The sequence below is a fragment of the Vibrio sp. T20 genome (assembly GCF_007858795.1).
Classification (GTDB): Bacteria; Pseudomonadota; Gammaproteobacteria; order Enterobacterales; family Vibrionaceae; genus Vibrio; species Vibrio satsumensis.
Genome location: NZ_VFEB01000058.1, coordinates 212246 through 239079, shown reverse-complemented (window position 1 = coordinate 239079; position 26834 = coordinate 212246). Strand labels below are relative to the sequence as shown.

Below are 26834 nucleotides of genomic sequence, written 5' to 3'. Positions count from 1 at the left end.
GCCGTTTTGCTCAACCATAAATGGCCTAAGAAAACTCACTTGGTTAGTCAAAAAAATACGGCAACAATGCTTTATAGATTCAACTGAGCTCTAAAGATTCAACAAAGCTCTAAAGCTTCAACACACCACTAATCACAGTAATAGCCGAACCAATCAGCTTGATTCGCCCGTTAGCTAATAACTCTGTCGACATATAACCACCACGACGAGACGCCTGATAAGCACTGAAGCAGCTTTTGTTTAGCTTTTCAGCCCAGTGCTGCGTCAATGCACAATGTGCCGAGCCAGTCACAGGATCTTCATTAACCCCAACCCAGGGTGCAAAGTAGCGAGAAACAAAATCAAGCTCCGCATTTGATGATAGCGCTGTCACCACAACACCTCGTCCTTGAATGCCTTTTAAAGCATCAAAGTTCGGTGAAAGCTCCAATAGCACTTGTTCGTTGGAAACTTCAATTAACTGCTTAGACTCAAACTCTCTGAATGAAACGACTTGATGCGGCTCTAAGCCAAGATATTCAAGTAACGTGAGGTTGGGTTCGGAACACAATGATAACTGAGTACTTGGGAAATCAAGCTCAATAGACGATTCACAAACTGCGGCTGATAACTCCCCTGATAATGTGTTGAACACAACTCTATCACCTGGATTGATCAGCCCTTGTTCTTTCATTACATGAACAGTTGCCAGTGTACCATGCCCACATAACTTCACTTCTACTTCGGGAGTGAACCATTTAAGCGTCATGGTGCTAAGCGAAAGAAAAGCCGTTTCGGATACCGCCATCTCTTCAGCGATTGAAAACATTAGCGACTCATCCAATGGCTCTTTGGAGATGCAGACCCCAGCAGGGTTCCCTTTAAACGCTTGAGTTGTAAACGAGTCTACTTGATATATCTCTAAACTCACAATACTGCCTAGCTCTGGTATTGATTAAATATTGCTGACTACAATAAGCACAAACACTCTGTGCTACAAGTGTTTAACAGCAACTTTACTATTGCTTATTCAATAAGTATGGATTGATAAACTGGGCGCTATCAAAAGAGTTTACGAGTTCAACAGAACGTTGAGTATATGGCTTAAACCAAAGATAAGGCTTGGTAATCCCTAATTAGGGAACAAATAAGCGCACGTTCGCGGCACACCGACATCATATTGAGCTACGAACGTAAGCTTATGGAGTAATTACGATTCAATTAAATCTAATGGCGTACTAGAGCAGATTTCACAATAGTCAAGCCAAGTAGGCCTAGCATGACACCAGTCACTTTATCAATGTAGTAAGCGACACGCGTAAATTCTCGGCGGACTTTAGGTGCAGATAAAAGGAATATAATCGCGGCATCCCACACAAATACAACCACTGTCATCCAAATACCTAACCCCAATTTGAACATGAAACCCACCTCATTATTCAGTACAACCGTGAATAAGCTCAAGTAGAACAAAAGATTTTTAGGATTAAGAATTCCAGATAGAAAACCCGTGACGAATTCTTTAAGAAAAGTCGTTTGATTGGAGGTACTTTCTTCAGCAACATCAATATTGCTGTAATTACATTTTTTGGCTCTTATCGCTTGAACAGCAAGATAAACGAGAAATACTCCACCAATAATCTTCAATGCAATCATAACAGAAACGGATGCCGCCAAAATCGAGCCGACACCAACTAGGCATAAAGCAATATAAACAGCATTTGCACTGGCAATACCGCATGCAACACCTAACGCCTTTCTTCCCTTATTTCGAACAGCACTCTTCACCACAATCACAAAATCTGGCCCGGGACTTAACAACGCCAAAAAGTGGGCAATCGCCACGGTAACAAATACACCAACTAAACCTGCATCCATAAACTAACTTCCTTGTAGCTCAATTAATGCTTTACTATTGCATAATTAACGAAAAAGCACTCGGTCAATTGCATATTTATTTGCCCATTTTCAAATAATTAGACAGACTACGCGTTTTCATCAATCCAAATCAGAAGTCTATGGCCTCATGTAAGCGCTTTTTCAGCTTTTCGTTCACTAAAGCGTAATATCACCATGATTTAACTTAATTATCTTGTAACCAAAGCTAGTTTATCGTTCTAACTGGATCGCAAGAATTTGGTATCTACATGCAATGCATAAAGTTGAAGTGAAATTAGAGATAAATTTGAACCATGTCGCAAATTTTGGTCTACGATTGAGTTAGGTAAAGTAGGAAAGGAATCCGCCAGTGAAATCACTTTATGCTTCAGTTCTTGCGTCATCATCCATTTTGACTGGCACGGCATTTGGCCAACAGAATGACATATATCTCTACAATTGGGACGAATTTCTCTCTGAGAGCGTCGTGACCCAATTAAGTGACACATACGGCATTTCTTTGAAACAACAGTTTTTTTCTGACGAATCGATCAGAGATGAAGTGCTATTAAGCGAACGTCGGGGCGCATTTGAGCTGGTGATTATAGAAAGCGTAAAGCTCAAGGCACTAGCCCAACAGAATCTATTTCATAACCTTCATGAACTACAACAATCCATTGCTGGCAACATCGATTCAAGGTGGGTTGAAGGATGTGGAGAGCATGGTATCCCCTATGCTTGGGGGACAGCGGGAATCTTATATCGAAGTGACAAAGTAAGCACTCCCACCTCTTGGAAAGCTATTCTCGAACCAGACGCGAACAGCCGTGGTCGCATAAGTATGTATTACGAACCAACCGATTTGGTGAGTACCGCATTGTTAGCAAATGAATTTGAGCCATTCACTAATAACGAGCAAGAACTTCGCGTAGCTTACAAAACCCTGCAAGCTCAAAAGCCTCATATTGAAAGCAGTGAGTACGTCATTGACTATATCCACCAACCTGAACGTCTCGCTGAGATCAACCTCGCCTACGGCTACTCAGGCGATAGCTATGTACTGAACGATGCGGAACCTAATGCTTCTTGGGCTTATATTGTTCCTAACGAAGGTACTACGTTATGGTTGGAATGTATTGCTGCAATTAACAACGGTGAGCTATCTCCACAAGCGACCACGATTCTATTATTCTTATCTCAACCCGAGATCGCCGCTCAAAACGCGATGGACTCCTGGTTTGCAACTCCAAGCTCGAAAGCAAAAGTACTGACCACTCAAGAGTATCAAAACGATCCGGAGCTATTCCCTAGCAAAGAGGTATTGGAACGCAGCTATCTATATGAGCAACTCGAGCCCAATAGTATTCAAATCCGTAACCGTATTGTCGACAGTTTGAGATAATCAATGCCATTATTGAAGAAGCTCTATTTTGTACTCATTCCTACATTATTGTTCGTATTTGCAATAGGCGGAGTGGTTACCTATAACTTAGCCTCTAACCACACTAAACACCTGTATTTAGACGAAGTACAATCCGATGTAAATACCGCCCTAGTTGCGGCTGAGTACGAACAACTCGGCTTGTCTTTACTAGTAAAAGATATTGGTTCATCCTTACAGTTCTTACGATATATTCAAAACCCCGGAGACTACACCACCTTATCCCTATTGGAAAAAAGAGTACTTCGAGTCTTAAACCAAAGTCACGTAAATCAATTTGGTCAACGTAATATCTATATTGTTGATCCTAAATTCCAATTAACGCTATCTACTTTACGAGTTGACCCTTTTGAAGGCCTAAAAATCCCCGATAATATCTACGAGAAAGTTTTCGATATCTATACATCTTTGATCAATAAGAATGAACTCTCCCACGAAGGCTTTTCTTATATCTCTGTGAGTGGTGAACTCAGATACGCTTATGTTGCTGCAATAGACCCTTATTTACTCCCCCAGGACAAACGCGCAAAAATGAGTTTGAATCGATATATATTGATTGCAGATGGCCCATTAAAACAACTCTCTAATTTACTCACCAAATATAACGATGATGACAATACGCAACTTCTAATTGAACCATCATCAAATACCGAGCATATTGACAACACGCAATTCGTTATTAAATCCTTTAAACAAACTAAAGACAGCATCAACGTTGAGATGAATAGTCGACATTTTCTCGCTCAAATTAATATTCGTGAAAAGAAATTCAATCCAGAAAAATCCCTCATCGCTCAGGAGACCTTACTTGGTGGCTTAACGATATTATTCATTATTATGCTCATCGTACACATGGTCGTACGCTACCAATTAGTCCGTCCACTCAAAGACTTGTTACACGAAATCTCCATTGGTGGACTCAAACTTAGATACTTTAAACGCTCATCCGGACAAAGTGAAATTGACGGACTCAAGAACGCCTATATTGATTCATTGACGGAATTGAAATTCGAAGCCGAATTTGATCAATTAACCAAGTTAGCCAATAGGCGCTCGTTCATTCGACATCTTGATGTTCGTTTAAAAAGCTCTATGAGCCCACACTGTTACCTAGTATGTTGGGACATTATCGACTTCCGTAAAATCAATGATTTATATGGCGCAAAAGTCGGTGATAACGTCTTGGTAAGTCTAGCTAGAACATTAAGAGAAACGTTGCAAAACCAACAATCCTCTTTCGGCTTTAGTTGCAGTGACTATTCTTTAGCAAGGCTGGGAGGAAACCAGTTCATCGCCATCTTAGAAATAGGCGGGCATCAATCAATAAATGAAGAGATTGAGAACATTAACAACACCCTCACGGGTACGGCTTTCCTCGATTACTATGGTTTCAGGCTCTCGATTGCAACGGGTGTTCTTCCCGTAGATACCCCGAAATTTGAAGAGATATGGCACCGATGTATCGATGAGATGTTGATTAATGCTAAGGATCATAGTGACGGCGAGAGCCGAATTGTTTATGGCGAAGAGTTGCTTCACTCACTTGAAAGGCATGATGTTATCGAGAAAAGGCTATTGGAGTGCTGTGAGAGTGACAACTTTGAACTTCGTTTTATGCCTATCTTCAATGCTCAAACACTGCATATCGACGGCGCGGAATGTCTGATTCGTTGCCCTGCTCTTTTTGATATCAAAGCAGGGCCAGATGAGTTCATTCCAGTCGCGGAGAAGAGCAATTTAATCTCCAAACTCGACATGTGGGTCATCAGCACCGCAATCAAGAGCTATAAAGAGCTCTCAGAGATTCACAACTACAAAGGTACATTATCCATAAACATATCAGCGATGGAGCTCTATAATCGCAACTTTGCCGACAACATTCGTAAGGTACTCGAGCGTTATAAAGTTCCGCCTGGCAACATCATCATTGAAATTACTGAAACCAGCTATGTAAAAAGCACCAAATTGACCGTACAGACAATCGAGAGCATTAGAAGCTTGGGTTTAAAAGTTTCCCTCGACGACTTCGGTACGGGTTACACAGCATTTAACCAGCTTCTTCATTATCCTGTCGATGAGCTTAAAATTGACAAGAGCTTTATCGACAATATCGCCACCGACAAAGCTGACCGTAAGATGGTCGAATCCATGGTTAACTTGGGCCACTCTTGTGACACCTTAGTTGTTGGGGAAGGAGTCGAATCTATCGAGCAATATCATCACCTTCGAAAAGCCAACTGCGATCTAATACAGGGTTATTATTTCAGCCAACCATTAACTTACATTGAGTTTATCGAATTTGTTCGTGACCATAATCCACAAACAATTCTCGATCAGCAAGATATTTTAAAATCGGTCCCTAACAAAAGGATCATAGCGCTGAACCAAAAATAATTGTTAATCTATTTTTAACCTGAGCTACCACCAGAAATCAAACGCAGTAATAAACATTAGGTGTATTGGGATTAACGTTTATTAAACAGACATAAGTTTCATCCGAAGCGAATAAAATACGTTCAGATAAGGATTGTTATGTAAGGCTGTACACCTAGTCAAAGGTAGAGACATCGATATTAATGAGGAGTAAGAAACTAGAACTAAGCTTTTAAACAATCTTATCCCTTGATGGTAGTCAATAACTCCATCATGTCTTTAGAGCTTATGTTTTTCTTATGCCTTACTACAGCGTCAATCATCAACTCTAAATTTCCCGCTGATATGTAATCACTAAGCACATCATTGAACCTCTCCTGAATTTCATCACTCGCATACAAATGGTCAGGAATAAAAAATAAGAATTGGCTTCCGCTACTGCGAAATGAAATAGTGCTTTCCGGTATCTTAGCGGTCAAAGACTTAGCTGCCGAACTCACGACAAGGTCGCCATATTCAAGTCCATATTTTTGATTGATTTCGCTAAGATTTCTGATTCGGACAAAATAGAGATCAAAGTTGTTATCCTTTGAGTAGCTATTCTTCACAAATTTCATCAATGAGATTCGATTACGAAACCCTGTAATAAAATCCGTAGAATAGAGCTTTCTTTTGATAGAGAAATCCACATAGAAAATAATTCCTGTAATCAACAAGATGGCAACTAGAAACACGCTACTGATTAGATGGACGATAACTAATTTATCAACCATTGAAGTATTTTCTTCAATCACAGGGCTTTGTAAGCGAAACTTGTCGTTAATAAAACCAACGAGTGTGTGGTAACAAATATCGACCTTTTTCTGTAAAGAACCCTTCGGTAGCACTCCTCGTTCAACCAATTTAATTGAAGCTTCCAAACTCTTAAATTTCTCAAACTCCGCAGTAAAATAAGGCTTAAAGTTTGCTGACTTAATAAAATTAGAAGACTCGGTACTGTTAATTAATATATCAAAACGGCTCCACGTAATATCGTATGCTAGCCATAACTCTTCATAATCAATGTTTTCAGAACGGCTCACCATCAAAAAGTTGGCATATTCCTTTACTAACTGGAAAACAAACCAGGTGGCTTCATTTTGTCGAGTCGAAAAGCTTTTGTTGATGTCGTTAATGCGAGTGACACTGTAAATATTAACGGTGAGTACCACCGCAGCCAAAGATAACACGACGACTTTAATGGCAGTCAATGACAACAGCTTTTTCATACTAAGCCCTTATAAGTGAATATCGCGTATCTGCCAGATCATCTTGGCATGGAAGTCTGTGTTATCAATATCAGGCGTCGAAGAAAGAGGATATATCAACCAATAAGGTCCTTTGTCTCTAACCGACATGAATTTTCCATTTTGTTTTATCGCAATGATTGGCTGATAATCATAAAAATCTTCTTTAGGCACCGCGATTTTATAGTCGTTTAACGCCACGAAAGTTACCTGAGATGCAATAGGTAAATCCATTGTTTCAAGCACTGTTTGCAGAGTTACACCGCTATAAACCAACTCTCCATCAACCCAAGGTAATGATGTAACAATCTCTTGTTGGGGAAGTTGTAACAGTTGTTCTCGGCTTAACTGGTGCTTTTGACCTAGATGGTCAAATACAGTGAGTTGCGATGCAGCGAAAATAGAAAATGAACACAATGAAAGTACAAACAACAGTGCAGTTCTCATTTTAAACTCCGTTTTAAAAAGGTCACTAACCTGAGTTTAGTCCATATTGGCCATTTGACTTGCTTAGACATTGCCTTATTTTTGATTCGTACAACTCAACCCTGACTAAATAACATTTCACCTTATAATCCAGCGCGAACACAACCTTTGCTCCTTCCCAGATAATCATTCGCTCACGTTTATCTAGTAGAAATCTCTGCTTTTTAAACACCTTGAGTAATCCAATCCAGCCACTGAATACGTAATGGCCAATAAAGTTGACAATAAAAATGAGTCTGCGAGTAGCGAGAATGCTGGTTGCTGCATAACCTTTAATCGAACGTAAGCAGCTTTAAGAGACTTAATAACGGGTTCCAGTCGTTTCTACTTCACCAGTTGATCTCGTGCGTTGATCTTAAAAAGCTTACTCATTTCATAATCAAGGGAATCGAGAATGAGTTTGAATATAAAAAAATTTAACCCCATGGCGACACTTTCTACCCTAGTAATGACGTTGGTCATGTTTCCTGTTTCTGCTGAAGTTAACAAAGAGCAATTCGAATTAGGTAAACAAAAAGCCAAAGTGTGTATGACCTGTCATGGCGTTGATGGCATTTCAACACAAGATCCCTACCCGAACCTACGCGGTCAAAAAGTGGGATATCTGATCTCTTCACTGAAAGATTATCAGACACGCGAAAGAACCAGTGGCTTAGCGATTCTCATGCAGCAACAAGCCGACACGCTTTCAGACCAAGATATCCGTGATATTTCCTATTTCTATTCAATGCTGGGTAATGATTCAAGCTCGCTCGGCGATTCAAATGAAGTCAACGAATAAAATTAAGTCAGCGGTTCAAAACCTCTAGGCAAGGAGCCTTGTTATGGAACAAGTGACAACGCAATACAGCATTAAGGTCGTGAAGTACTTCATCGTCGCATCCTTAGTGTGGGCGATCGTAGGTATGATCATCGGCGTGATTCTCGCCGCGCAATTATATTGGCCAGTCTTAAACTTCGATTCCCAATATTTCCAATTTGGTCGACTGCGCCCGCTACATACCTCTGGTGTGATATACGGCTTCGTCGTGAATATTTTGATGGGGACCTCTTTGTACATTGCCCAACGAACGGGCCATTGTGACCTGTTTAACAAAAGTCTTTCCTGGATGGTATTTTGGGGCTGGCAATTCATTCTTTTACTAGCGGTCATTTCCCTCCCCGCAGGCCACACCACCTCAAAAGAGTATGCAGAGCTTGAATGGCCAATCGACTTAATGATTGTGCTGGTTTGGGTGCTTTATGCGGTGTTGTTCTTTGGCACGCTTGCAAAGCGGACGGTCAGCCATATCTTCGTGGCAAACTGGTTCTTTGCTGCTTTCATCATCGTCGTTGCCATGATTTTCATCGTCAACAACCTCGCGATACCAGTGTTAGCGATGAAGTCTTACTCTGTATTTGCAGGCGCTCAAGATGCGATAGTGCAGTGGTGGTGGGGACATAATGCCGTCGGCTTCCTACTGACTGCGGGTATCATTGGTATGAATTACTATTTCATACCCAAAGCGGCAGATAGACCTATCTATTCGTACCGATTGTCAGTGATCCACTTCTGGGGCTTGGTCGGTTTCTACACATGGGCCGGGACACACCATCTCGTTTACTCTTCCGTTCCCATCTGGATTCAGAACATCGGAATCGTGATGTCGTTGATCCTATGGCTCCCTTCGTGGGCTGGTGCGTTCAATAGCGCAATGACCCTTCTACAAAACAAAGAAAAGCTGAAGTCCGATTACATTCTTTTATTCTTTTTCTCAGCAATTCTTTACTACTGCTTGGCGACATTTGAAGGCCCATTGCTTGCCATTCGCTGGTTCAACATGGTGGCACATAACACCGAATGGATTATCGGTCACGTACATTCAGCAGCACTAGGCTGGGTTGGGATGTCAGGGATAGCGGTCTTTTACTACTTCATTCCGCGCTTATGGGGCCAAACCGATCTTTGGTCGCCACGACTGATTAAGTGGCACTTCTGGCTCGCTCATGCCGGCGTCGCTCTTTATGCGATAGCACTTTGGGTCGCGGGCATCGGTGAAGGTTATATGTGGCTCGCTCAAAATGAAAATGGCGAACTGATTTACAGTTTTGTAGAGGCAATGGACTTCAAAGCACCTTGGTTGTTCTTACGATTCTTTGGTGGCGCGCTGTTCGTCCTTGGATTGTTCTTAATGGCATTCAACTTGTACAAAACGGTTCGTATGCCCGCCGTACATAACGCTAAACACACCGTTAATGAGGGGGCTTAAATGATGAGTAAAGACTTTACACATTCAATCGTCATTTTGATTTTGACTACCGTTGTTGTCGCCTCCTTCTCTTTATTGGTTTGGGTAGTGCCAAGCATCGTCCGTGGAGACGATATTGCCAAAGGCAGTTTAGCGATGCCGCTCACACCTATTGAGTTAGCAGGCCGAGACATCTACATCAGTGAAGGCTGCCATGTTTGTCACACACAAATGGTTCGCCCTCTTGAGCCAGAAGTGAAACGAAATGGTCGCCCGAACCAAGAAGCAGACGATATCTATGAGTTTCCTAACTTGTGGGGCTCTAAACGTACTGGCCCAGACCTCACTAACTTAGGTAGAAAGTATTCTGACCAATGGCATGTTATTCACTTAATTGATCCTCGAAAAGTCGTACCGACATCGATCATGCCCTCTTACCCGTGGCTGTTTGAGCAGACTCTGACTGGCGATGATATCAGCGCCAAAATGGAAGTGTTACGTACCTTAGGAGTGCCTTATACCGATCAAGAAATTGGTGAAGCCCGTTTGCAAGTAAGAGGCAAAACCAAAGGTGAAGCGCTGATTCGCTATTTACAAAGCCTGGGTAAAGATACGTCACAGGAGGTATCACAATGAGCACATTCTGGAATCTATGGGCGGTACTCTTAACCTTAATATTCTTTGTTCTGATGGTGTCTGTTGTCGTTAAATACTGGCGTAGCAATCACAAGGCCGATCACGACCACACCATTGGCACCTTTGATGGCATTGAAGAGAAAGATGCGCCTCCACCTAAACTTTTATTTGTCAGTTATGCAGTGGCATTTCTTTTGTCTGCGGGTTATTTAGTGCTCTACCCCGGGCTTGGCGAATGGGAAGGATTAGTCGATTGGAAACAAAGCGACGACAAACTCAGTTCGCCGACCACCAGCCTTAACGAACAATTTTCACAAACCAGTGACACCACGTTAGGAGAATTAGCTGCGGTCCCAGAGATTGTGAACAGCGGTAGGATTCTGTTCCAAACTCACTGCGCCGCTTGTCACCGAGATAATGCTCAGGGACAAAAGCACTTTCCCAATCTGATAGACCAAGAATGGCTTTATGGTGGCAGTGATGAAGCTGTGATTCATTCGATAGCTAAAGGTCGGAACGGTGCTATGCCGGGTTGGAGTGAAATCATGCGCCCAGATGAGGTGGCAAAAGTCTCCTACTATCTAGCCTCTCTCAACCAACGTCATACCGATGTGCCGGAGATTAAAGTCGAGCTCGGTAAAACCTTGTTCGTCAAATACTGTTCGTCTTGTCATGCCGATGGTGCTGTCGCTAATCCAGCGATCGGCGTACCTGATCTTTCCGATGATATCTGGCTTCACGGCGGAAGTATTGAAGAGATCCAGCACACCATCAATTACGGTTTGAACAACCTAATGCCTGCGTTTGATAAGCAGCTCACCGAGAACGAAATACTCGCGCTTGGGGCTTATATACGACACGCTGGTGAAGTAGAGCAACAAAGGCTCGCGAGTTTGAAAGCATCATCTGTTGAGCGCGGAGAATATCTCGCTTATGCCGGTGACTGTGTGGCTTGTCATAGTGCAGAAGGTGGAGAACCCTTTGCTGGCGGCCTGCCCTTTGTTACCCCTTTCGGCACCGTGTATTCAACCAACATAACGCCACACACCACCGAAGGTATTGGGACTTATGACTTCGATGATTTCCGAGCCGCGTTAGTTGCAGGTAAAGGTAAGAATGGTTACCTGTACCCTGCAATGCCTTACACCTCTTATCAATACCTCACCGACCAAGACATGGTTGATTTATGGGAATACATGCAGTCAATCACCGCCGTGCCGCGACGCAATGATGACAACAGCATGATGTTTCCATCCAATATTCGCCTAGGTTTGCTTGGCTGGAACATCGTCTTTATGGATACAGACCCTATTGATTACGAAGTACCAGAGGAACTTAAGGGAGAAATTGATGATGTCGATAAATGGCAACAAGGCAAATATTGGGTCGCAGGTCTTGGTCACTGTTCTGAGTGCCATACCCCACGAAATATTGCCCAAGCTCTAATACCAGAACGTATTTTCCAAGGTAACTTAATTGATGGTTGGAATGCGCCTGATATCACAGCCAATGAGCTCTATATCGATGGTTGGGATGAAGCAATACTCACCGACTTCTTACACACAGGTCATTCAGACAAAGGAACTGCTTTTGCGGGTATGGCTGACGTAGTAAAGAACAGTCTGAGTTTGATGACGCGTGAAGACGTTGAATCGATGTCTTATTACCTTCTCAGCGGAGACGTCAACAACACCATCGCTAGTGACGCAGTACCGTTACAACCTAAAGGGTTTGATGAGGCCGCGTATAACAGAGAAATCTACGCCACATATCGTCAAACCTGTGGGGCGTGTCATGGTGACGATGGTAAAGGTCGCGACCCTATCGCCCCTACTCTGTTGAACAACGGTATCATCATGCACAGCGACCCATTCAACACCATTGCGGTAACTGTTCGCGGTTTACAACCGACCTACCTTGACAAGGATAGAAACTTCATGCCAATGGCAAGCTTTGAAGATGTCCTATCGGATCAGAGACTGGCTGAGTTGATCACCTTCGTCCGATTGTACCTTGGAGACAGGCAAGAACCAGTAACCGCAGAGCATGTTCGTGAGGTAAGAGAAACACTTGAAGCGGCAGGTTACGCAGGTGGCTTACATACCACTCCAGACATGTATGACCGCAGAGACAACACCATCAATATCCGGTAACAGACAAATGGCTTAGAAAGTGAGTTGCAATAAACCAAAAGGAGACTACTGTGTCTCCTTTTCTTTTGTCTAAACGCACCCTTTCGACGCTTTGCCAAACAACACAATTGTAACTAACTGATTACACAATTAAGCAGAGCTGCACATAATGCGATCAATCTCGCAGAACAAAGATGACACCAAGTGCATAATATGCAAAATTTTCTAAAGATGTACTAAGGACAGTTATGGATACAACTACACTCATCTACGATACGTTGGAAGGCCTGTCGAGCGCACAGCCACAGCAACACGCTCAAATCCGCCAAAATCTATATAACCAATTAGATTTATCATTTGAGAAGCAGTTGGCTTTGTATTCATCAGTTCTTGGTCCAGCCAGTGCTGGTAGATTGACCGATTTAGATAGTGCAGTGATGTCTGCACGAAAGATTGTTGGCTTAGATAACAACTAATCTGTCGTCTAAGTGAATTCTGAAAAAAACGCTGCCTTATGCAGCGTTTTTTTTATGCTTCAATTTGCCGCAGGTACAACTTACCAGTGTTGCCCATTCTCAACCCTTTATCCGGATGAACAGCGATTTAGAGTAATAAGCTCGAACGCTAATAAGTGCAATTTGTCGAAATTTTCAAGTTGCGACCATTCTCATTTGGTTAATCTTATGTTCCATTTTTAACAGGTGTGTAACGACAATAATGGCGCTAATGTTAGTAGCACGTTAACCACACAGCGGATGGAAGAATCATGAGAGTACTTATTGAATACACACAGACAGGCAAATATCGTGATCAAGCTTGGGAAGCACTGACCATTCGTTCGAAAGGCGAGATTCAAGCTGTGACCCCATCTTACGCGGCTCAACTAATCGAACAAAATCGCGCCTGCTTAACCACAACAGAACATCAAGATATCGTCATCCAACCTTAATGGCTTATTGAGCTACCCCTCCTAGTTCCTTAAATCGAATAGTTCGATGACCTAACAAAAACGCTGCACGGATGCAGCGTTTTCTTTTTTCTAACGTCGCTTATTTTTTAACGTCTTTGTTTCAGGTAGGGCTAGCGAGATTACTTTGGCAAATTCTCTAATGCTTCAACCATGGTCATCAGCTTGTCTACGATTCTTTCGCCGTCTGCTCGTAAGCCGTTGTGCTCATATTCATTAGTGATCCACGCTTTTGAGTTTGGAATGTTCGCCAGTGTTTCACGGCTGTAATCCAGTTCTACGTACATGTCATCTGCGTAAACTGCACACGCCATAGGAACCGTATTCTTGCTCAGCTGCTCCGCGTTGTACAAAATACCCCAATCCGATTTCTCAGCTAATAGATTGGCTGCTTCACGCAGTGGCTTCAACGTTTCTAGTTGGTCGAACATCCATGGGTAGACCATTTCTCCGGTAAACCAGAACTCACGACCCGATTGGTAGTTGAAGTGTGGGTACTGCTGACGAACTCGATGTGCCGACCAGTTAGACGCTGTACCTTCGCAGTAAATCGATTCATGTAGAATCGCGTAGATAGGGTTTGTTAGGTAGCCCTGCTCTTGCTGCATTTGGTTTAGGAAGCTGTAGCTCAGCTGTTTGTTACCGTTCACTTCAACAAACGCAGTCTCTAATGTGAAGTACATAGGAAGGTTTGCTTCACCGCCGCCAAGATTAATACCAATCAACTGGAACTGTTCAACCGTAAACACCTGACCATTTGGCAGTCTCACGTCGTTGTTAAGTAGGTAATCAGAGATCTCACGACACATAGCTTGCGCTTGCGGGAACTGAGCAAAGAAGGCTTTGTTTTTGTCTTCTACACGCTTGTAGGTCGCACGATACACATCGTCAGCTTCGCGTTCGATAGAAGGTATACCGCCCGTGACATAACAGCACTTTAGGCTTTGTGGGAACAGCGACAAGTAGCTCAATGTGCAGAAGCCACCAAAGCTCTGGCCAATCGTCGACCACTGTTTAACACCGAACTGCTCACGAATCGCTTCCGCGTCACGAACGATGTTATCGGCTCTGAAATGAGTTAGGTATTCAGCTTGCTGCTCTGGAGACAGGTGCGCCAATGTTTCGTGGCTGATCACCGTACTGTTGCCTGTACCACGTTGATCAAGAAGCAGAACACGGTAGTTTTGCAATGCACGCTTTAGCCAACCTGATTGGCCGCTAACACGTGGAGAAGGAAAACCCGGGCCGCCTTGAAAGTAGATCAACCACGGCAGCTCTTGCGCATCTTTAGCGAGATCAACCAGCTCGCGTGCGAAGACTTGGATCTGTTGTCCATCTTTTGCTTGGTAATCGAGTGGCAACTCAAAAGAGTGCTGACGATACAGGGTGGTTCCATCAATAAAGTTAGCTTGCACGCTTCATTCCTTTTTATCTGATTCTAAAGTCATCGGTACGAATAAAAACGGCGCCCATTGGCACCTTTAGTTAGCAAGATACGCATAGTGGCTTGTAAAAGAAACCGTTTGTTTAACATGAATGTGAAGGTGCTTCATCTAATCGCTTAATTTACCTTCAACGCGTAACAACTTGTGTCAAAACAGAGAGTTTAAGGTTTGATCTATTGAGAGGAAGAATAAAGATGCGGCACAAATAAAAAGAGCTTAACGAGGTGAGGATACGTTAAGCTCTTTGGTTTTATCTGTTGTAGATGATGCTTTTAAGTTCAATAAGCTCAGGCTTTATAGGCTCAGTTTCTATAAGCTAAATATCTATAAACTTAGTTTCTATAACTTATAGCTAAGAAGCTTCTAGTTCACCTGCACCTTGAATTGAACGTTGGCTGTTTTCAACAAGGATAGCCGTCGCCGTTTCTTTCAACGCGCCCCACTCTCCATCGTCAACTTCAATGCCTTCATTCCACGCCTTCTCTTGAGTTTTAAAAAGCGCTTCCGATTCAATGTGTGTTTGGTAGCCATCTGACAAACGTTCGATATCGAAATCCTGGACGGAAAGCTCGATGGTCATATTGTGGATATGATCGTCCGATGCCAGAGGCAAATCTGATAAAAACAGTTCTGGTGCAACGCAACCACGGTTGAGCACATACAAAGTGCTCTTAGGGTTAGAGCCGTTGTCCCAACGTGCAGTACACGCGATGCCTTTCGCGGCCAGTTTCACAAGCTCGCTATACGCTAGCCAGCGGTTATGACAGTTGTTGAGCTCAATTTTCAACGTCTTCTTGCCGACCATTTTTTCAATCGCGTAATCCATCACCACTGGAAGGTGGCACGCCAAACTTGCCTTGTGCAGATCAACTTCAACCGTGTTATCACTAAGCACTTGAATGTCCACTGGGCAATCGTCTTCTAGCCCAATGAAGTTGCTCGCATTGTTAAAATGACGAACACCATCCAAACCGACCATTTGTAAATCTGCCACCATGTTCGCTATCACATCGGCTTCACCACATGTACGACGCATACCCAGAAAGGCTTTATTGACGGCCGCTACCAGTTCATTGTGAGAAACGATCATAACGATTTACCTCCATGTTGAGCGTTGATGTGTGTAGTAGATTTTTGAGAGTCAGCAAGCTCCGCTTCACTTGGTAAGACTGGGAACACCCATTCGTCCTGATGAATTTCATCAAGCAGTGGTGCACCTTGGAAAAACGTCACTCGTACCCAACGGTCTGAGCGAGGATCAAACTTAGTCGCGCCAAACATCGCAAGCTTGCAACGCAGTAAATGCATTGGTGGCGAATCTTGATGCAGCACATTCATTTGAATGTCGCCCATCGCCTTGTTGCCTAGCGTCCATACACGACGAGCTATCGCACGGTGCTGAGGTTGCTTAACAAGGAACTCAGCTAATGAAAGCTCTGGCGCAAACTGCAATAAAGCATGGTACAAACGGTAAGCTTGACGACCTATATCCAACGGCAGTTCACGCTCTTCACCTAGCTCCTCACCTCGCACTCCAAGCCTTGGCTCTTCTTTGTCTTGAGAGCGATACCAAAACCAGTAGTTGTTCTGTGCTTTGGTAAAATCAGTCGTGATCGCCCAACGGTACTTTTCTTCTAATACAACAAGAAGGTCTTGAATCTTTTTGCCACTAGGAAGCGACAGTGTTTCGCTGCAATTCATATGCTCTTGATGGGCGTCCACTAATTCTGGGTACAATTCCATCAAGCATGAGATAAGGATTTCTTGGGCTTCCATACTCATGTGCTTGGATTGTTCAACTAACTGCGCCCACGTATCACATTGGCTGACAGACGCTTCAAGCGATTGCTCAGCCTTTTTAAGGTCATCAACCGCCGCTTTGTTTAACTCTTGCTGGTTTTCATTGATGGTAACGACTTGTTCTAAATGACAAATCGCTTTTTTAACTAATGTACGTAGTGGTTCAATCAATGCCTTATCCGTGTGACTAGCTAACACGTCAGCTAATGCATGTTCACGAGTAGTCATCCATTGATCGACAATACTTGGGTGGTTAATCAAATATGGCGCCATGCCTAAACCAGTAGCATTACCCACACCTAGGTAGCGTTGTAAACCTCTGTGCAAGGTAATCGCCTGTTCTCCGCCTTGTTGCTCCGCTAGGTAATGAACCCAATCTAGGCTGAACTCACGCAGCATATAAACCGCACACATTTGCGCACTAAACGACTGATTAAAATCTTCATTTTTCTCTAAGACTTTAAAGTCAGCAATTCCAAATTTTCCATTGCCGTATACCGCTGTCGTTCGCAGGATGTAACCCACTTCAGCCAGCTCTTTTGGTGTTGGTTGAACACCTTTAGCCAAGTGACTAACGATATGTTCAAACACACGTACACTTTTGTTTGCACGCGCTAAAACAAGCACATTGTTAGGATTACGGCCGGCTTCTTGTAGCGGTACATTCGCACGAAGTCTCTCAAGTAGGGTGACATCAACATCACCAAGAACAAGAGCAAACGTTACGTCCCACTTTTCAGCAATTACACGGTCATTTCGTTCGTCGTCTGCAATCTCATCGCAGAACACAACCAAATGATAAACATGATTTGGCGTCTCTAGCTTATAGATAACATGACCAAAACCTTGAGTGTCTAGTTGCCACTCATGCTTAGTCACTTTCCATTGCTGTTGTGCCATTTTACGAATCAGAGTTCTTACGAAGCTGATGCGTGTTTGGTGCATTGCACCTAGCCTTTCCGGTGCCATGACGACCGTTGCGTCACGTAGTGCTGATTCAGTGTAGGTAGAACGATGTGCATCCATTTTGCTCACCACCTTTGTAGTTATAAGGGTTTTGCTAGCCATTCAGAACCGATCGTTGCCGTCATTTGAAGCATTGTTGCGACAGTATGTTGGTTAGCTTTCACGTTTCTAATCGTTATTGATGTTATCGAGGCAAGCGAGCTCGCCCCTTATTATTTGTCCTGACTAGGTCTCTTCACCTAAATAATTGCCGTCCGATGTATCTTCATCAGTACGGTTTTTACTCTTCCTTTCGGAATTTTTGCGTCAGCCTTCTTCCGAAGGCTGATTTGTTGCTTGTTAAATCAATATCTTTACAGTGCTTTCTCTATATAAAGACTGCTCTTTATAAACCTTGGTCTTTCGCCATCTTGATTGCGATTTGAGGCGCATTCCAAAGTGATGGCAGCAAGATTAAGGACACCGGTACCGCTGTAATAACAATGAAGGATTGCAGCGCTGAGATACCGCCAGAACCTAAGGAAATCAGAATTAACGCTGTTACCCCCATCATGACACCCCAGAAGGTACGAATAATTGCATTTGGCTCTGTCTCACCACTGATCACCACACTGATGGTGTAAGTCATTGAGTCACCGGTCGTTACGATGAAGATCGTGGTTAAGATCAAGAACAGAATAGAGATCAGCATCGGCAACGGTAGCTGCTGCGTTACCGCCAGTAGCGCGCCTGGTAAGTTAAAGCCTTCAAACGCTTTACTTACGCTGCCTGGATCTGCGATTTCGAACGCAAGGCCAGAGCCACCAACAATCGTGAACCAGAAGCAAGTAACAAACGGTGCAATCAGGCTAATGGTTGATACCAATTGGCGAATACTACGACCGCGTGAGATACGAGCGATGAAGATTGCCATCATTGGGCCGTAACCTAGGAACCAACCCCAGAAGAATACTGTCCACCAGCTCAACCAACCTTCGTCACCACGGTAAGTCGCCATTGGGATGAAGTTATCAATCATGCTGCCCACACCTTGAATGTAGCCATTGAAGATGAAGTTTGTTGGGCCGAAGATAAGGATGTAGACCATCAATGCCATTGCCAAAATTACGTTGTAACGGCTTAGCATTTGCATTCCGCGGTTAAGACCACTTAATGCCGATAATGTGTATAGAACGATAGCGAACAGGATGATGATCAGCTGCGTTGTGAACCCATCAGGAATATCAAACAGTGCGTTCAGTGCGTAGCTCACTTGCAAGCCTAAGAAGCCGATAGGACCAATGGTGCCCGCCGCTACTGCGACAATACAACATGCATCAATCAGTGCGCCTGTGTGACCTTTCAGAGCTCGCTCACCTAAAACTGGGTAAAGCAGAATACGAGGTTTAAGCGGCAAGCCTTTGTCGTAGTGAAGGTGCATAACCACGATAGACGTTAAGCTACCTACAATCGCCCATGCTAAGAAACCCCAGTGCATGAAAGATTGCGATAAAGCATTCACCGCGCCTTGCTGTGCGTTTTCTTGTGCGCCGTACAATGGTGGTGGGCTAACGTAGTGAGCGATAGGCTCTGCTGCGGCCCAAAATACACCGCCACCTGCCAGTAGCGTACAGAAGATGATCGCCATCCAACGGAAGCCGTCCATTTCAGGTTTAGCGATGCCGCCTAGGATAACCTTGCCTGTTCGCCCTGCCGCCAGGCCAAGACCAATAAGAAAAGTCAGAAGAAGAAGCATTTGCCAGTAAGGACCGAATACTTTTACAGACCATGCAAAGCCCGAATTTACTAAGCTTGATAACAGCTCGCCATCAAATAGAGCCAGTGCCACGAACAGAGCGATAAAACCGCCGCTGTACCAAAGAGCTGGGTTGGATAGTCCTAATTTGTCTGACGTAGACTCAGACTCGTTTTTGTTGCTTGCTGTGTGTGCTTGACCCGCATTTAAGCTAGAAGATTTCACGCTATTGGTTAAATCAGACATACTCTGACTCCAGAGGTTTCTTTGCAGCTGTCATTTGAATGATGACTACAAGGGTGTATTTAACACCTGCCCTATTGTTTTTTGTGTTGGGCAGGCTAATCCATGTTTGGGTTACCGCGTTGCGAAATAGACCGTTGTTCCTTTTGAATAGTGAAATTGGTTTAAGCAGCACTTGCTCATTGAACGTTTGTTAGAAGGCTGCTAATTCGATGATGGCTCGCGAGAAACCGTTAACTCTTGGTTTGAGGCTCTAGGCCATCTTTCAAGAAGTTAAACCAGTTTTCTCCCAAGACTTGCCCAGCTTCAGACTCGCTGAAACCATGACGCATCAATCCGTTATATATGTTTTCCATACCTGCACTACCGCAGAACCAAGGCAACGCATCTGGCCAACCTGAGTTGTTCGCAGAGCCTTCGCCATAGTCCATTGCTTTAGACCAACGACCATTTCTCATCCATTCAAGAACGGCTTGAGGTTGGTTTAAGCATAGGTCACTACCAATACCGAGGTGTTCTACGCCGACCATGTCAGCGGTAGTCGCAACCATCTGGCAGAAGTCTTCCAAGGTACATTGGCTGCCGTTTGGTAAGTGGAATGGGTATAAGCTGAATCCGATTAAGCCGCCGCGTGCGGTTAGTGCTTTAATCACATCATTTGATTTGTTTCGTAGTGCATCATGAGCAAACGTTGGGTTCGCATGGCTGATACAAATAGGACGAGAAGACAAGTCGATTGCTTCAAGTGTTGAGCGCTCGGCACTGTGAGACATATCGATGATCATGCCCACTCGGTTCATCTCTTCGATGGCTTGTTTACCAAAGCGAGTAATACCGGTGTCGTTCTTTTCGTAGCAACCCGTCGCCAATAAGCTCTGATTGTTGTACGTCAGTTGCATGATCAAAAGACCTTGCTTACGCATAACCTCGATAAGACCAATCTCATCGTCGATTGGAGAACAGTTTTGAGCACCAAGGAAAATGCCGACTTTGCCAGTCGCTTTTGCAGCCTCAACATCAGCCATTGAGTGAATCGGCATGATAAGGTCTGCGTTCTGCTCGAATCTTAAGTTCCACTCTGCAAAGCAAGATAAGGTTTCACGAGCTGTCTCGTGGTAAACCGCGGTAGCGTGAACTGCTGTAATGCCGCTCGCCTTTAGTGTTTGGAAATATTCTCTGTTCCAATTGCAGTATTGCAATCCATCTATAACAATCCGTTGCTGGTACATAACCACTCCTATTGAAAGCTCAGTGTTCTAGCTCGGTTTTGAAAACACGCTCAAATAACATGTTTTCAAAAATGGGTTAAATCACTTGTCTAAGTTCGTTTGCTGCTTTGGTTTGAATGTTGGCCTGACTCTGTGAATCAGGCCAATTCGATAGCTGGATAGTTAGGGACTTAATTCGCCAACAATCCAATTCTTATATAGAAAGTGGATTAATAAGGACGCTGGTAAGCAGTCTTAACCACTGTGTAGAACTCTTTCGCGTATTGACCTTGCTCACGAGGACCAAAGCTAGACTCTTTACGACCACCAAACGGTACGTGGTAATCTGTGCCTGCTGTTGGTAGGTTCACCATTACACAACCCGTTTGCGCTTGTTGCTTGAACATTGCGCTCGTACGTAGGCTCTGAGTAATGATGCCGCCCGTTAGACCGAAGCGAGTATCGTTGGTTGTCGCAATCGCTTCTTCTAAGTCAGCGACACGAATCACGCTTGCCATTGGTGCGAACACTTCTTCTTGGTTCACTTCCCAATCGTTCTTAGTGTTCAAGAACAGCGTTGGAGACATGTAGAAACCTTCGTGTTTCATGCTCAAGCGTTCGCCACCAAATGCCAGTTCACCGCCGCTTTGACGTGCTTTCTCAACCCAACCTAGGTTTGCTTCAAGTTGGTTGCCGTCAACGACAGGGCCCATGAACACGCCTTCTTCTAATGCGTGACCCACTTTCAGCTCGCTCATACGCTTAATCAGTGCTTCAACGTATTGGTCGTGAATGCTATCCATAACCACTAGGCGAGAAGATGCTGTACATTTTTGGCCAGCACCCGAAAACGAACCTGCAATCGTTGCGTCAACCGCAGTTTGGATATCAGCATCGTCAGCAATAACAAGTGCGTTCTTGCTGCCCATTTCCAGTTGGCAACGAACGAAGTTCGGCGCAGTAGCAGCAGCTACTTTACGACCCGTATCAACTGAACCCGTAAAGCTCACACCGTTCACTTCTTTAGAGTTGATCAGTGCATCACCTACCGTTGAACCGCTACCTAGTACAAGGTTAAACGTACCTGCAGGGATACCTTGACGGTGGATGATCTCAGTTAGTGCAACCGCACTTGCTGGTGTTAGGTTTGCTGGTTTCCAAATTACGCTGTTACCGAAAGCCAGTGCTGGAGCGATTTTCCAAGCTGCTGTTGCTGTTGGGAAGTTCCAAGGAGAGATGATGCCGATAACGCCTACCGCTTCACGAGTCACTTCAACAGAAACGCCTGGGCGTACTGAATCCGCGTTGTCGCCAATCTGACGAAGCACTTCAGCCGCAAAGTATTGGAAGAACTGACCTGCACGGTATATCTCACCACGACCTTCAGCAAAAGGCTTACCTTCTTCGCGAGAAAGAAGCGTACCTAGCTCATCGCAACGTGCAATCAGCTCATCACCAATCGCTTGAAGAACCGCTTGCTTGCGTTCAATCGGCGTTTTTTCCCACTCAGGTTGAGCGTGCTTCGCCGCTGAAATCGCTTGTTGAACTTGTTCAGCACTTGCTTGTGCAAAGTTACCGATGTTTTCAGAAATATCTGATGGGTTAATGTTCGCAACGGTACTTACACCCGCTTGCCATTCGCCGCCAATGTAAAGTGCGTTTTCTGCTTGAACATTCTGTAATTGAGTCATCATTCTGTCCTTGTAACGGTTAGGTTGCGGTTGAGTCTGGCAACCATCTGGTTAATTAACAAACTTTTAATATTCAGGTAATTAATTGCTAAAATAAGTCGTACATTTTGTATCTAAAGTGAACCCGATCGCTTGTATCAATAAACCGCTTTAATTCAAAAGAGTTTTGATCCGCAAAGAGCCTTAGTTCACAGTCGAATTATTCAGGTTGAGACGCCGATGCATAAACCACGAACTCGACCAGCATCTCTTCTCTTGCTAACCCTGCAACGACGACCGCTGCACGGTTTGGATAAGGTGCATTGAAGTATTCTCCGTATACGCTGTTGACCGTTTTTAGGTATTCACGGTCTGTCACGTAAATCAGAACTTGCAGTACGGAATCCATAGATTCGCCTGCACACTCCAACGTATGAACAAGGTTGTTAAAAGTCTGACGCGTTTGTGCTTCGATACCGCCTTCTACTACTGCGCCCGTTTCATCAATTGGAATCTGCGCGGTGTATAGAGTGCCGTTATTTACGATTGCCCACTCTAGTGGTGCTTTTGAAGCAAAAAGAGCGGTTTTTACTGGGTGTTTTTTAGTTTGTGCGTTCACGATTCAATCCAACTTTGTAACAACTATGTTTCAAGATGGTTAAATACTGCACCTTGACGACTGATAAATCTAACGGTAAATTTTGTGCATTTGATAAATAAAATCTATCACCTTTCAAAAAGTAAGGTATAGCAAGGGCTAGAGAAGGATCAGTGCCATGAGTATTAAGCTACAACAGTTAAAACATTTTGTTTTAGTGGTCGAAGAAGGGGGATTTCGAGCAGCATCTCACCGAGCAAATCGCTCGCAAGCGGCACTTTCTACATCGATAAAAGAGCTGGAAAAAATACTCGGCCAACCTCTGTTTGAAACAGGCAACAAATCGACACTGACGCCTTTTGGAGAAATATGCTTGCCAAAAATCATTCAATTCTTGAATGTTTACAAAGCATTAGACAATGACCTACGCGCAGCGGCGGCTGGACAACAAGGAAGAGTTCGAATAGCAAGCGTGCCTTCGGTAGCCGCAAAACTAATCCCTAGTGTTTTAGGGGCTTTTTGTGAACAGTACCCAAATGTAGAAGTGAGTTTGATTGATGATAATGCGGCAGGTGTAGAAGCAAGATTACTCTCTGGAGAGGTGGATGTTGCCCTCGGTAATAGCTCCCATTTAGAAGAAGAGAACATCGACTTCACGCCTTTGCTTTCTGATCCGATCGGTGTGGTGTGCCTAAAAGACAATCCTATTGCCTCTCAACGGGAAGGAATCGAATGGCAAACATTGTTAAAACAACCCTTCATTCGTAACGGGACTTGTACCCTACTTGACCCAACACCCGCACGCATGCTCAGCGAACAAGCTTTGTATTCAGTAGAGAACATTACCTCGCTGTTTTCGGTGTTAGAGCTCGGAATAGGCGTAACTACGCTACCTAAACTGGCTTTCCCAACCAACGAAACCCGCTTAGTGTGGATTCCATTAATTGACCCGCCCTTGCAACGACAAATTGGTATTTTCAGATTGTCTGATCGTACGATCTCACCACAAGCACAGGCTTTCCATGACTTATGTGTTCAATACCTCAGTTATGAAGAGTAATAAGAGAGCCTAGATTAAGTAAATTAGGCAGCACTTTGCTGCCATTTACTTCCTCAAAACTCGGTGTCTCTTCTCCCAACCATGCTTCTCACACACCCAATCATCACCATCACTCCTATAACATCAACATTTAGGCGCTGAATTTTCACGCTCGCGTACGCAAATAATGACAAAGTGACAACAATATAAAAAATATTCGTTTATTGATAAGGAGCGACGTACGTTTAATATCCCAGACAAACGAAACCTTCCATCCTTGCCTCAAACAAGCGTAATCTCTCTCAAACCACACTTGGCAATTCAGCTTACAAATGAGCCTAAGTGTTTGAATAGTCTTAATTGATAAGATCATAAGTTGATAATTTCGCTCGCAGAACCCTTCCCAAAAGTCCCTCTTTTTCATATGGATAAAGCATCTTAAATATTCATGAATAAAGTAATAAAACGATTACTTTCATAAATGAAAAACTCCCATTTCAAAAATGGAATTATTGATATCAATATTTGTCGTTTTGATCACATAATTTTAGGCGTAATTTATATTTTGTCGAAACGATAGCGAATTAGTTTAATTCGTTTCATTTCGTCAGGAGATATAAAACCAGCAAGGGTTTTTCTTTAAAGCAAATCAAGTGTTATTAACAAGTGAAATGTAGTAACAAGTTAAATTTAAGCTGTGTTTTATATTAACTTACACTGTTTAACATAAGGTTTTATTATGAGGCTTAATGGGATTAGTAGCGACATCCTTGTTGCCGCTAAAAGAGTTGTTCTCTGCCAAATAGTATTAGCCATCGGTGTAGTTTTATATGAAGTGTTTTTTGGTAATAAAGTAGATATGGAATCATCAGCTTTGGGTATCGTAATTGCGATGTTGCCACCGCTGTTTGGATTTATATATGCAAGCCTAAAGGTGCGTAAGAACCCTAACTATAGTTTACGTGACTTAATGCAAATGAGTCGTGTCGTAAAAATAACATATACGTTTTTAATGTTTATCTTGGCATTCCAGTTCTTCAAACTGGATAACCCAGTAATATTATATGCGTACATATTTACTATGGTTGGATACTTCTTAACACCATTTATTACCGCCTCTAATAGATCGGAGTACGCGTAGTATGGATCAAGTCACTACCGCTCACGAATACATAGAGCATCACTTAACCTTCTTAACTACAGGTGATGGGTTCTGGGCGTTTAACATTGACTCGATGTTGGTATCTTGGATTACAGGTTTACTTTTCATCGGTGCATTTCGGTATGTAGCCACTCGTGGCACTAGCGGCGTTCCAGGTCGTTTTCAATGTTTTATCGAGCTTGTCTTTGACTTCGTTAATAATCTCGTCAAAGAAATTTTTCAAGCAGAAGATAAATTAATAGGACCACTGGCATTAACCACTTTTGTTTGGGTGTTGTTAATGAATGCAGTCGACCTATTACCCATTGATTTAATCCCGGGGTTAACCCGATCTGTAGGTCTAGAGCACTTTAGAGACCTACCAACAGCAGACGTAAATATACCAATGTCGATGGCACTCGGTGTTTTTATTCTACTGTTAACCTATACATTTAAAAATAAAGGTTTGAAAGGCTTTATCAAAGAGCTAACTACTCAGCCATTTGATAACCCTCTTTTATATCCTGTTAACTTAGTTCTTGAATTAATAACATTAATTTCAAAACCAATATCACTAGGTTTACGATTATTCGGAAATATGTATGCAGGCGAGATGATATTCATCCTTATTGCACTAATGCCTTGGTGGATGCAGTGGGCACTGAGTGTACCTTGGGCCTTATTCCACATATTAATCGTATTCTTACAAGCATTTATATTTATGGTACTGACCGTTGTTTATTTAGGAATGGCAACAGAAGAACACCACTAATTAATAACTACAAAAATTAACTAACAAATTATTTATCGGAGATACAAATGGATATCGTAAGCGCAGTTTTATATGTAGCAGGTGCATTACTGATCGGTTTAGGTGCAGCAGGTGCAGCATCTGGTATTGGTAACTTAGCAGGTAAATACCTTGAAGGTGTTGCGCGTCAACCAGACCTAACTCCAATGCTTCGTACTCAATTCTTCATCATGATGGGTCTTGTGGATGCTGTACCGATGATCGGTGTTGGTATCGGTCTATACATCATCTTCGCTGTGGCTTAATCAAACAGCTTTGAAAAGATCGATTTATACATAATCAAGATTTAGTGAGGAAGGTATGAACTTAAATGCAAGCATGTTTGGACAAGCAATCTCATTCGTGATTTTTGTTTGGCTCTGCATGAAATATGTATGGCCCCCTCTCACCGCGATGTTAGACGAGCGCCAAAAAGAAATCGCTGATGGTTTACGCCACTCAGAGAACGCTGCGAAAGAGCTAGAACTAGCAAAATCCAATGGCGCACAACTCATCGAAGATGCAAGAAAGAATGTGACTGAACTGATTGAACAAGGCCGAAAACGCCGCAACGAAATCATCAGCTTAGCGCAACAAGAAGCCGAACAAGAAAAGGCACGCATCTTAGAACAAGGTAGAGCTGAGCTAGAAGGCGAACGCCAAAAGATACGCCGTGAACTTCAGGCGGATATGGCAGACGCAGTGATTCAAAGTGCACAGAAATTGATTAGCAAAAATCTAGATTCTGCAACGAACCGCGCGCTGGTTGACCAAATGATTAGCGAACTCTAAG

General features: G+C 43.4%; 23 protein-coding genes and 1 pseudogene. 13 read left to right on the top strand and 11 right to left on the bottom strand.

Annotation, left to right across the window (positions count from 1 at the left end; translation table 11 throughout):
• Window positions 1-109: 109 nt before the first annotated feature.
• Both FTW16_RS04335 and FTW16_RS04330 read right to left on the bottom strand, forming a co-directional pair.
• The gene (locus FTW16_RS04335; RefSeq protein WP_146490178.1) at window positions 110-910 is read right to left on the bottom strand and encodes a PhzF family phenazine biosynthesis protein; all 801 of its coding nucleotides are present in this window, start codon (window positions 908-910) and stop codon (window positions 110-112) included.
• Window positions 911-1206: 296 nt separating this feature from the next.
• Complete coding sequence (locus tag FTW16_RS04330; protein ID WP_061017223.1) at window positions 1207-1857, bottom strand: LysE family translocator; 651 nt, start codon at window positions 1855-1857, stop codon at window positions 1207-1209.
• 370 nt (window positions 1858-2227) lie between these two features.
• On the opposite strand from FTW16_RS04330, the gene FTW16_RS04325 reads away from it, so the two are divergent.
• Both FTW16_RS04325 and FTW16_RS04320 read left to right on the top strand, forming a co-directional pair.
• Window positions 2228-3259, top strand: a complete 1032-nt coding sequence (locus tag FTW16_RS04325) for a PotD/PotF family extracellular solute-binding protein (protein ID WP_146490177.1) — start codon at window positions 2228-2230, stop codon at window positions 3257-3259.
• A 3-nt stretch (window positions 3260-3262) separates the two neighbouring features.
• Window positions 3263-5692, top strand: coding sequence for a putative bifunctional diguanylate cyclase/phosphodiesterase (locus FTW16_RS04320; protein WP_146490176.1), 2430 nt, complete (start codon window positions 3263-3265; stop codon window positions 5690-5692).
• Window positions 5693-5913: 221 nt separating this feature from the next.
• On the opposite strand, the gene FTW16_RS04315 is transcribed toward FTW16_RS04320, so the two are convergent.
• Window positions 5914-6939, bottom strand: coding sequence for a GGDEF domain-containing protein (locus tag FTW16_RS04315; protein WP_146490175.1), 1026 nt, complete (start codon window positions 6937-6939; stop codon window positions 5914-5916).
• A gap of 9 nt (window positions 6940-6948) precedes the next feature.
• Window positions 6949-7404 (bottom strand): molybdopterin-dependent oxidoreductase, encoded by a 456-nt coding sequence (locus FTW16_RS04310; protein ID WP_146490174.1) that lies wholly within the window; start codon window positions 7402-7404, stop codon window positions 6949-6951.
• A gap of 433 nt (window positions 7405-7837) precedes the next feature.
• Here FTW16_RS04310 and FTW16_RS04305 point away from each other — a divergent pair, with 433 nt between their 5' ends.
• The 6 genes from FTW16_RS04305 (at window position 7838) to FTW16_RS04280 (ending at window position 13388) form a co-directional block, all read left to right on the top strand.
• Window positions 7838-8224 carry a c-type cytochrome gene (locus FTW16_RS04305; RefSeq protein WP_146490173.1) on the top strand — a complete coding sequence of 129 codons (387 nt, stop codon included), beginning with the start codon at window positions 7838-7840 and terminating at the stop codon, window positions 8222-8224.
• A gap of 43 nt (window positions 8225-8267) precedes the next feature.
• Complete coding sequence (gene ccoN / locus FTW16_RS04300) at window positions 8268-9692, top strand: cytochrome-c oxidase, cbb3-type subunit I (protein WP_146490172.1); 1425 nt, start codon at window positions 8268-8270, stop codon at window positions 9690-9692.
• Window positions 9693-10307 carry a cbb3-type cytochrome c oxidase subunit II gene (locus FTW16_RS04295; RefSeq protein WP_146490171.1) on the top strand — a complete coding sequence of 205 codons (615 nt, stop codon included), beginning with the start codon at window positions 9693-9695 and terminating at the stop codon, window positions 10305-10307.
• The gene (locus FTW16_RS04290; protein WP_146490170.1) at window positions 10304-12460 is read left to right on the top strand and encodes a cytochrome c; all 2157 of its coding nucleotides are present in this window, start codon (window positions 10304-10306) and stop codon (window positions 12458-12460) included. The genes FTW16_RS04295 and FTW16_RS04290 overlap by 4 nt, the downstream gene beginning before the upstream one ends.
• 227 nt (window positions 12461-12687) lie before the next feature.
• Complete coding sequence (locus FTW16_RS04285; protein WP_146490169.1) at window positions 12688-12915, top strand: PAS factor family protein; 228 nt, start codon at window positions 12688-12690, stop codon at window positions 12913-12915.
• A 290-nt stretch (window positions 12916-13205) separates the two neighbouring features.
• Entirely contained in the window at window positions 13206-13388 is a 183-nt protein-coding gene (locus FTW16_RS04280) for a hypothetical protein (protein ID WP_004741177.1), read from the top strand.
• Window positions 13389-13528: 140 nt separating this feature from the next.
• Here FTW16_RS04280 and FTW16_RS04275 read toward each other — a convergent pair whose 3' ends face one another.
• The 7 genes and pseudogenes from FTW16_RS04275 to FTW16_RS04240 form a co-directional block, all read right to left on the bottom strand.
• The gene (locus FTW16_RS04275) at window positions 13529-14821 is read right to left on the bottom strand and encodes an alpha/beta fold hydrolase (RefSeq protein ID WP_146490168.1); all 1293 of its coding nucleotides are present in this window, start codon (window positions 14819-14821) and stop codon (window positions 13529-13531) included.
• A gap of 382 nt (window positions 14822-15203) precedes the next feature.
• The gene (locus tag FTW16_RS04270; protein ID WP_048660319.1) at window positions 15204-15941 is read right to left on the bottom strand and encodes a DUF3726 domain-containing protein; all 738 of its coding nucleotides are present in this window, start codon (window positions 15939-15941) and stop codon (window positions 15204-15206) included.
• Window positions 15938-17742, bottom strand: a pseudogene (locus FTW16_RS04265) (hypothetical protein). The gene FTW16_RS04270 and the pseudogene FTW16_RS04265 overlap by 4 nt, the downstream one beginning before the upstream one ends.
• Before the next feature lie 260 nt (window positions 17743-18002).
• Entirely contained in the window at window positions 18003-19598 is a 1596-nt protein-coding gene (locus tag FTW16_RS04260; protein WP_146490166.1) for a BCCT family transporter, read from the bottom strand.
• A 230-nt stretch (window positions 19599-19828) separates the two neighbouring features.
• Window positions 19829-20824 (bottom strand): membrane dipeptidase, encoded by a 996-nt coding sequence (locus tag FTW16_RS04250; RefSeq protein ID WP_146490165.1) that lies wholly within the window; start codon window positions 20822-20824, stop codon window positions 19829-19831.
• A 209-nt stretch (window positions 20825-21033) separates the two neighbouring features.
• On the bottom strand, window positions 21034-22494 hold the full coding sequence (locus FTW16_RS04245; RefSeq protein ID WP_061017242.1) for an aldehyde dehydrogenase family protein: 1461 nt from the start codon (window positions 22492-22494) through the stop codon (window positions 21034-21036).
• 199 nt (window positions 22495-22693) lie between these two features.
• Window positions 22694-23092, bottom strand: coding sequence for a RidA family protein (locus FTW16_RS04240; RefSeq protein ID WP_004741170.1), 399 nt, complete (start codon window positions 23090-23092; stop codon window positions 22694-22696).
• 157 nt (window positions 23093-23249) lie between these two features.
• Here FTW16_RS04240 and FTW16_RS04235 point away from each other — a divergent pair, with 157 nt between their 5' ends.
• From FTW16_RS04235 to FTW16_RS04215, 5 genes are all read left to right on the top strand, one after another.
• Complete coding sequence (locus FTW16_RS04235; protein ID WP_146490164.1) at window positions 23250-24131, top strand: LysR family transcriptional regulator; 882 nt, start codon at window positions 23250-23252, stop codon at window positions 24129-24131.
• 718 nt (window positions 24132-24849) lie between these two features.
• Window positions 24850-25251: an ATP synthase subunit I gene (locus FTW16_RS04230; RefSeq protein ID WP_048608582.1), complete on the top strand. Its 402-nt coding sequence runs from the start codon at window positions 24850-24852 to the stop codon at window positions 25249-25251.
• Between the two features lies 1 nt (window position 25252).
• Window positions 25253-26023: a F0F1 ATP synthase subunit A gene (atpB, locus tag FTW16_RS04225; protein WP_102479435.1), complete on the top strand. Its 771-nt coding sequence runs from the start codon at window positions 25253-25255 to the stop codon at window positions 26021-26023.
• 47 nt (window positions 26024-26070) lie between these two features.
• Window positions 26071-26307 (top strand): F0F1 ATP synthase subunit C, encoded by a 237-nt coding sequence (atpE, locus tag FTW16_RS04220; protein WP_004730405.1) that lies wholly within the window; start codon window positions 26071-26073, stop codon window positions 26305-26307.
• Window positions 26308-26362: 55 nt separating this feature from the next.
• The gene (locus FTW16_RS04215) at window positions 26363-26833 is read left to right on the top strand and encodes a F0F1 ATP synthase subunit B (RefSeq protein WP_086713780.1); all 471 of its coding nucleotides are present in this window, start codon (window positions 26363-26365) and stop codon (window positions 26831-26833) included.
• Window position 26834: the final 1 nt, after the last annotated feature.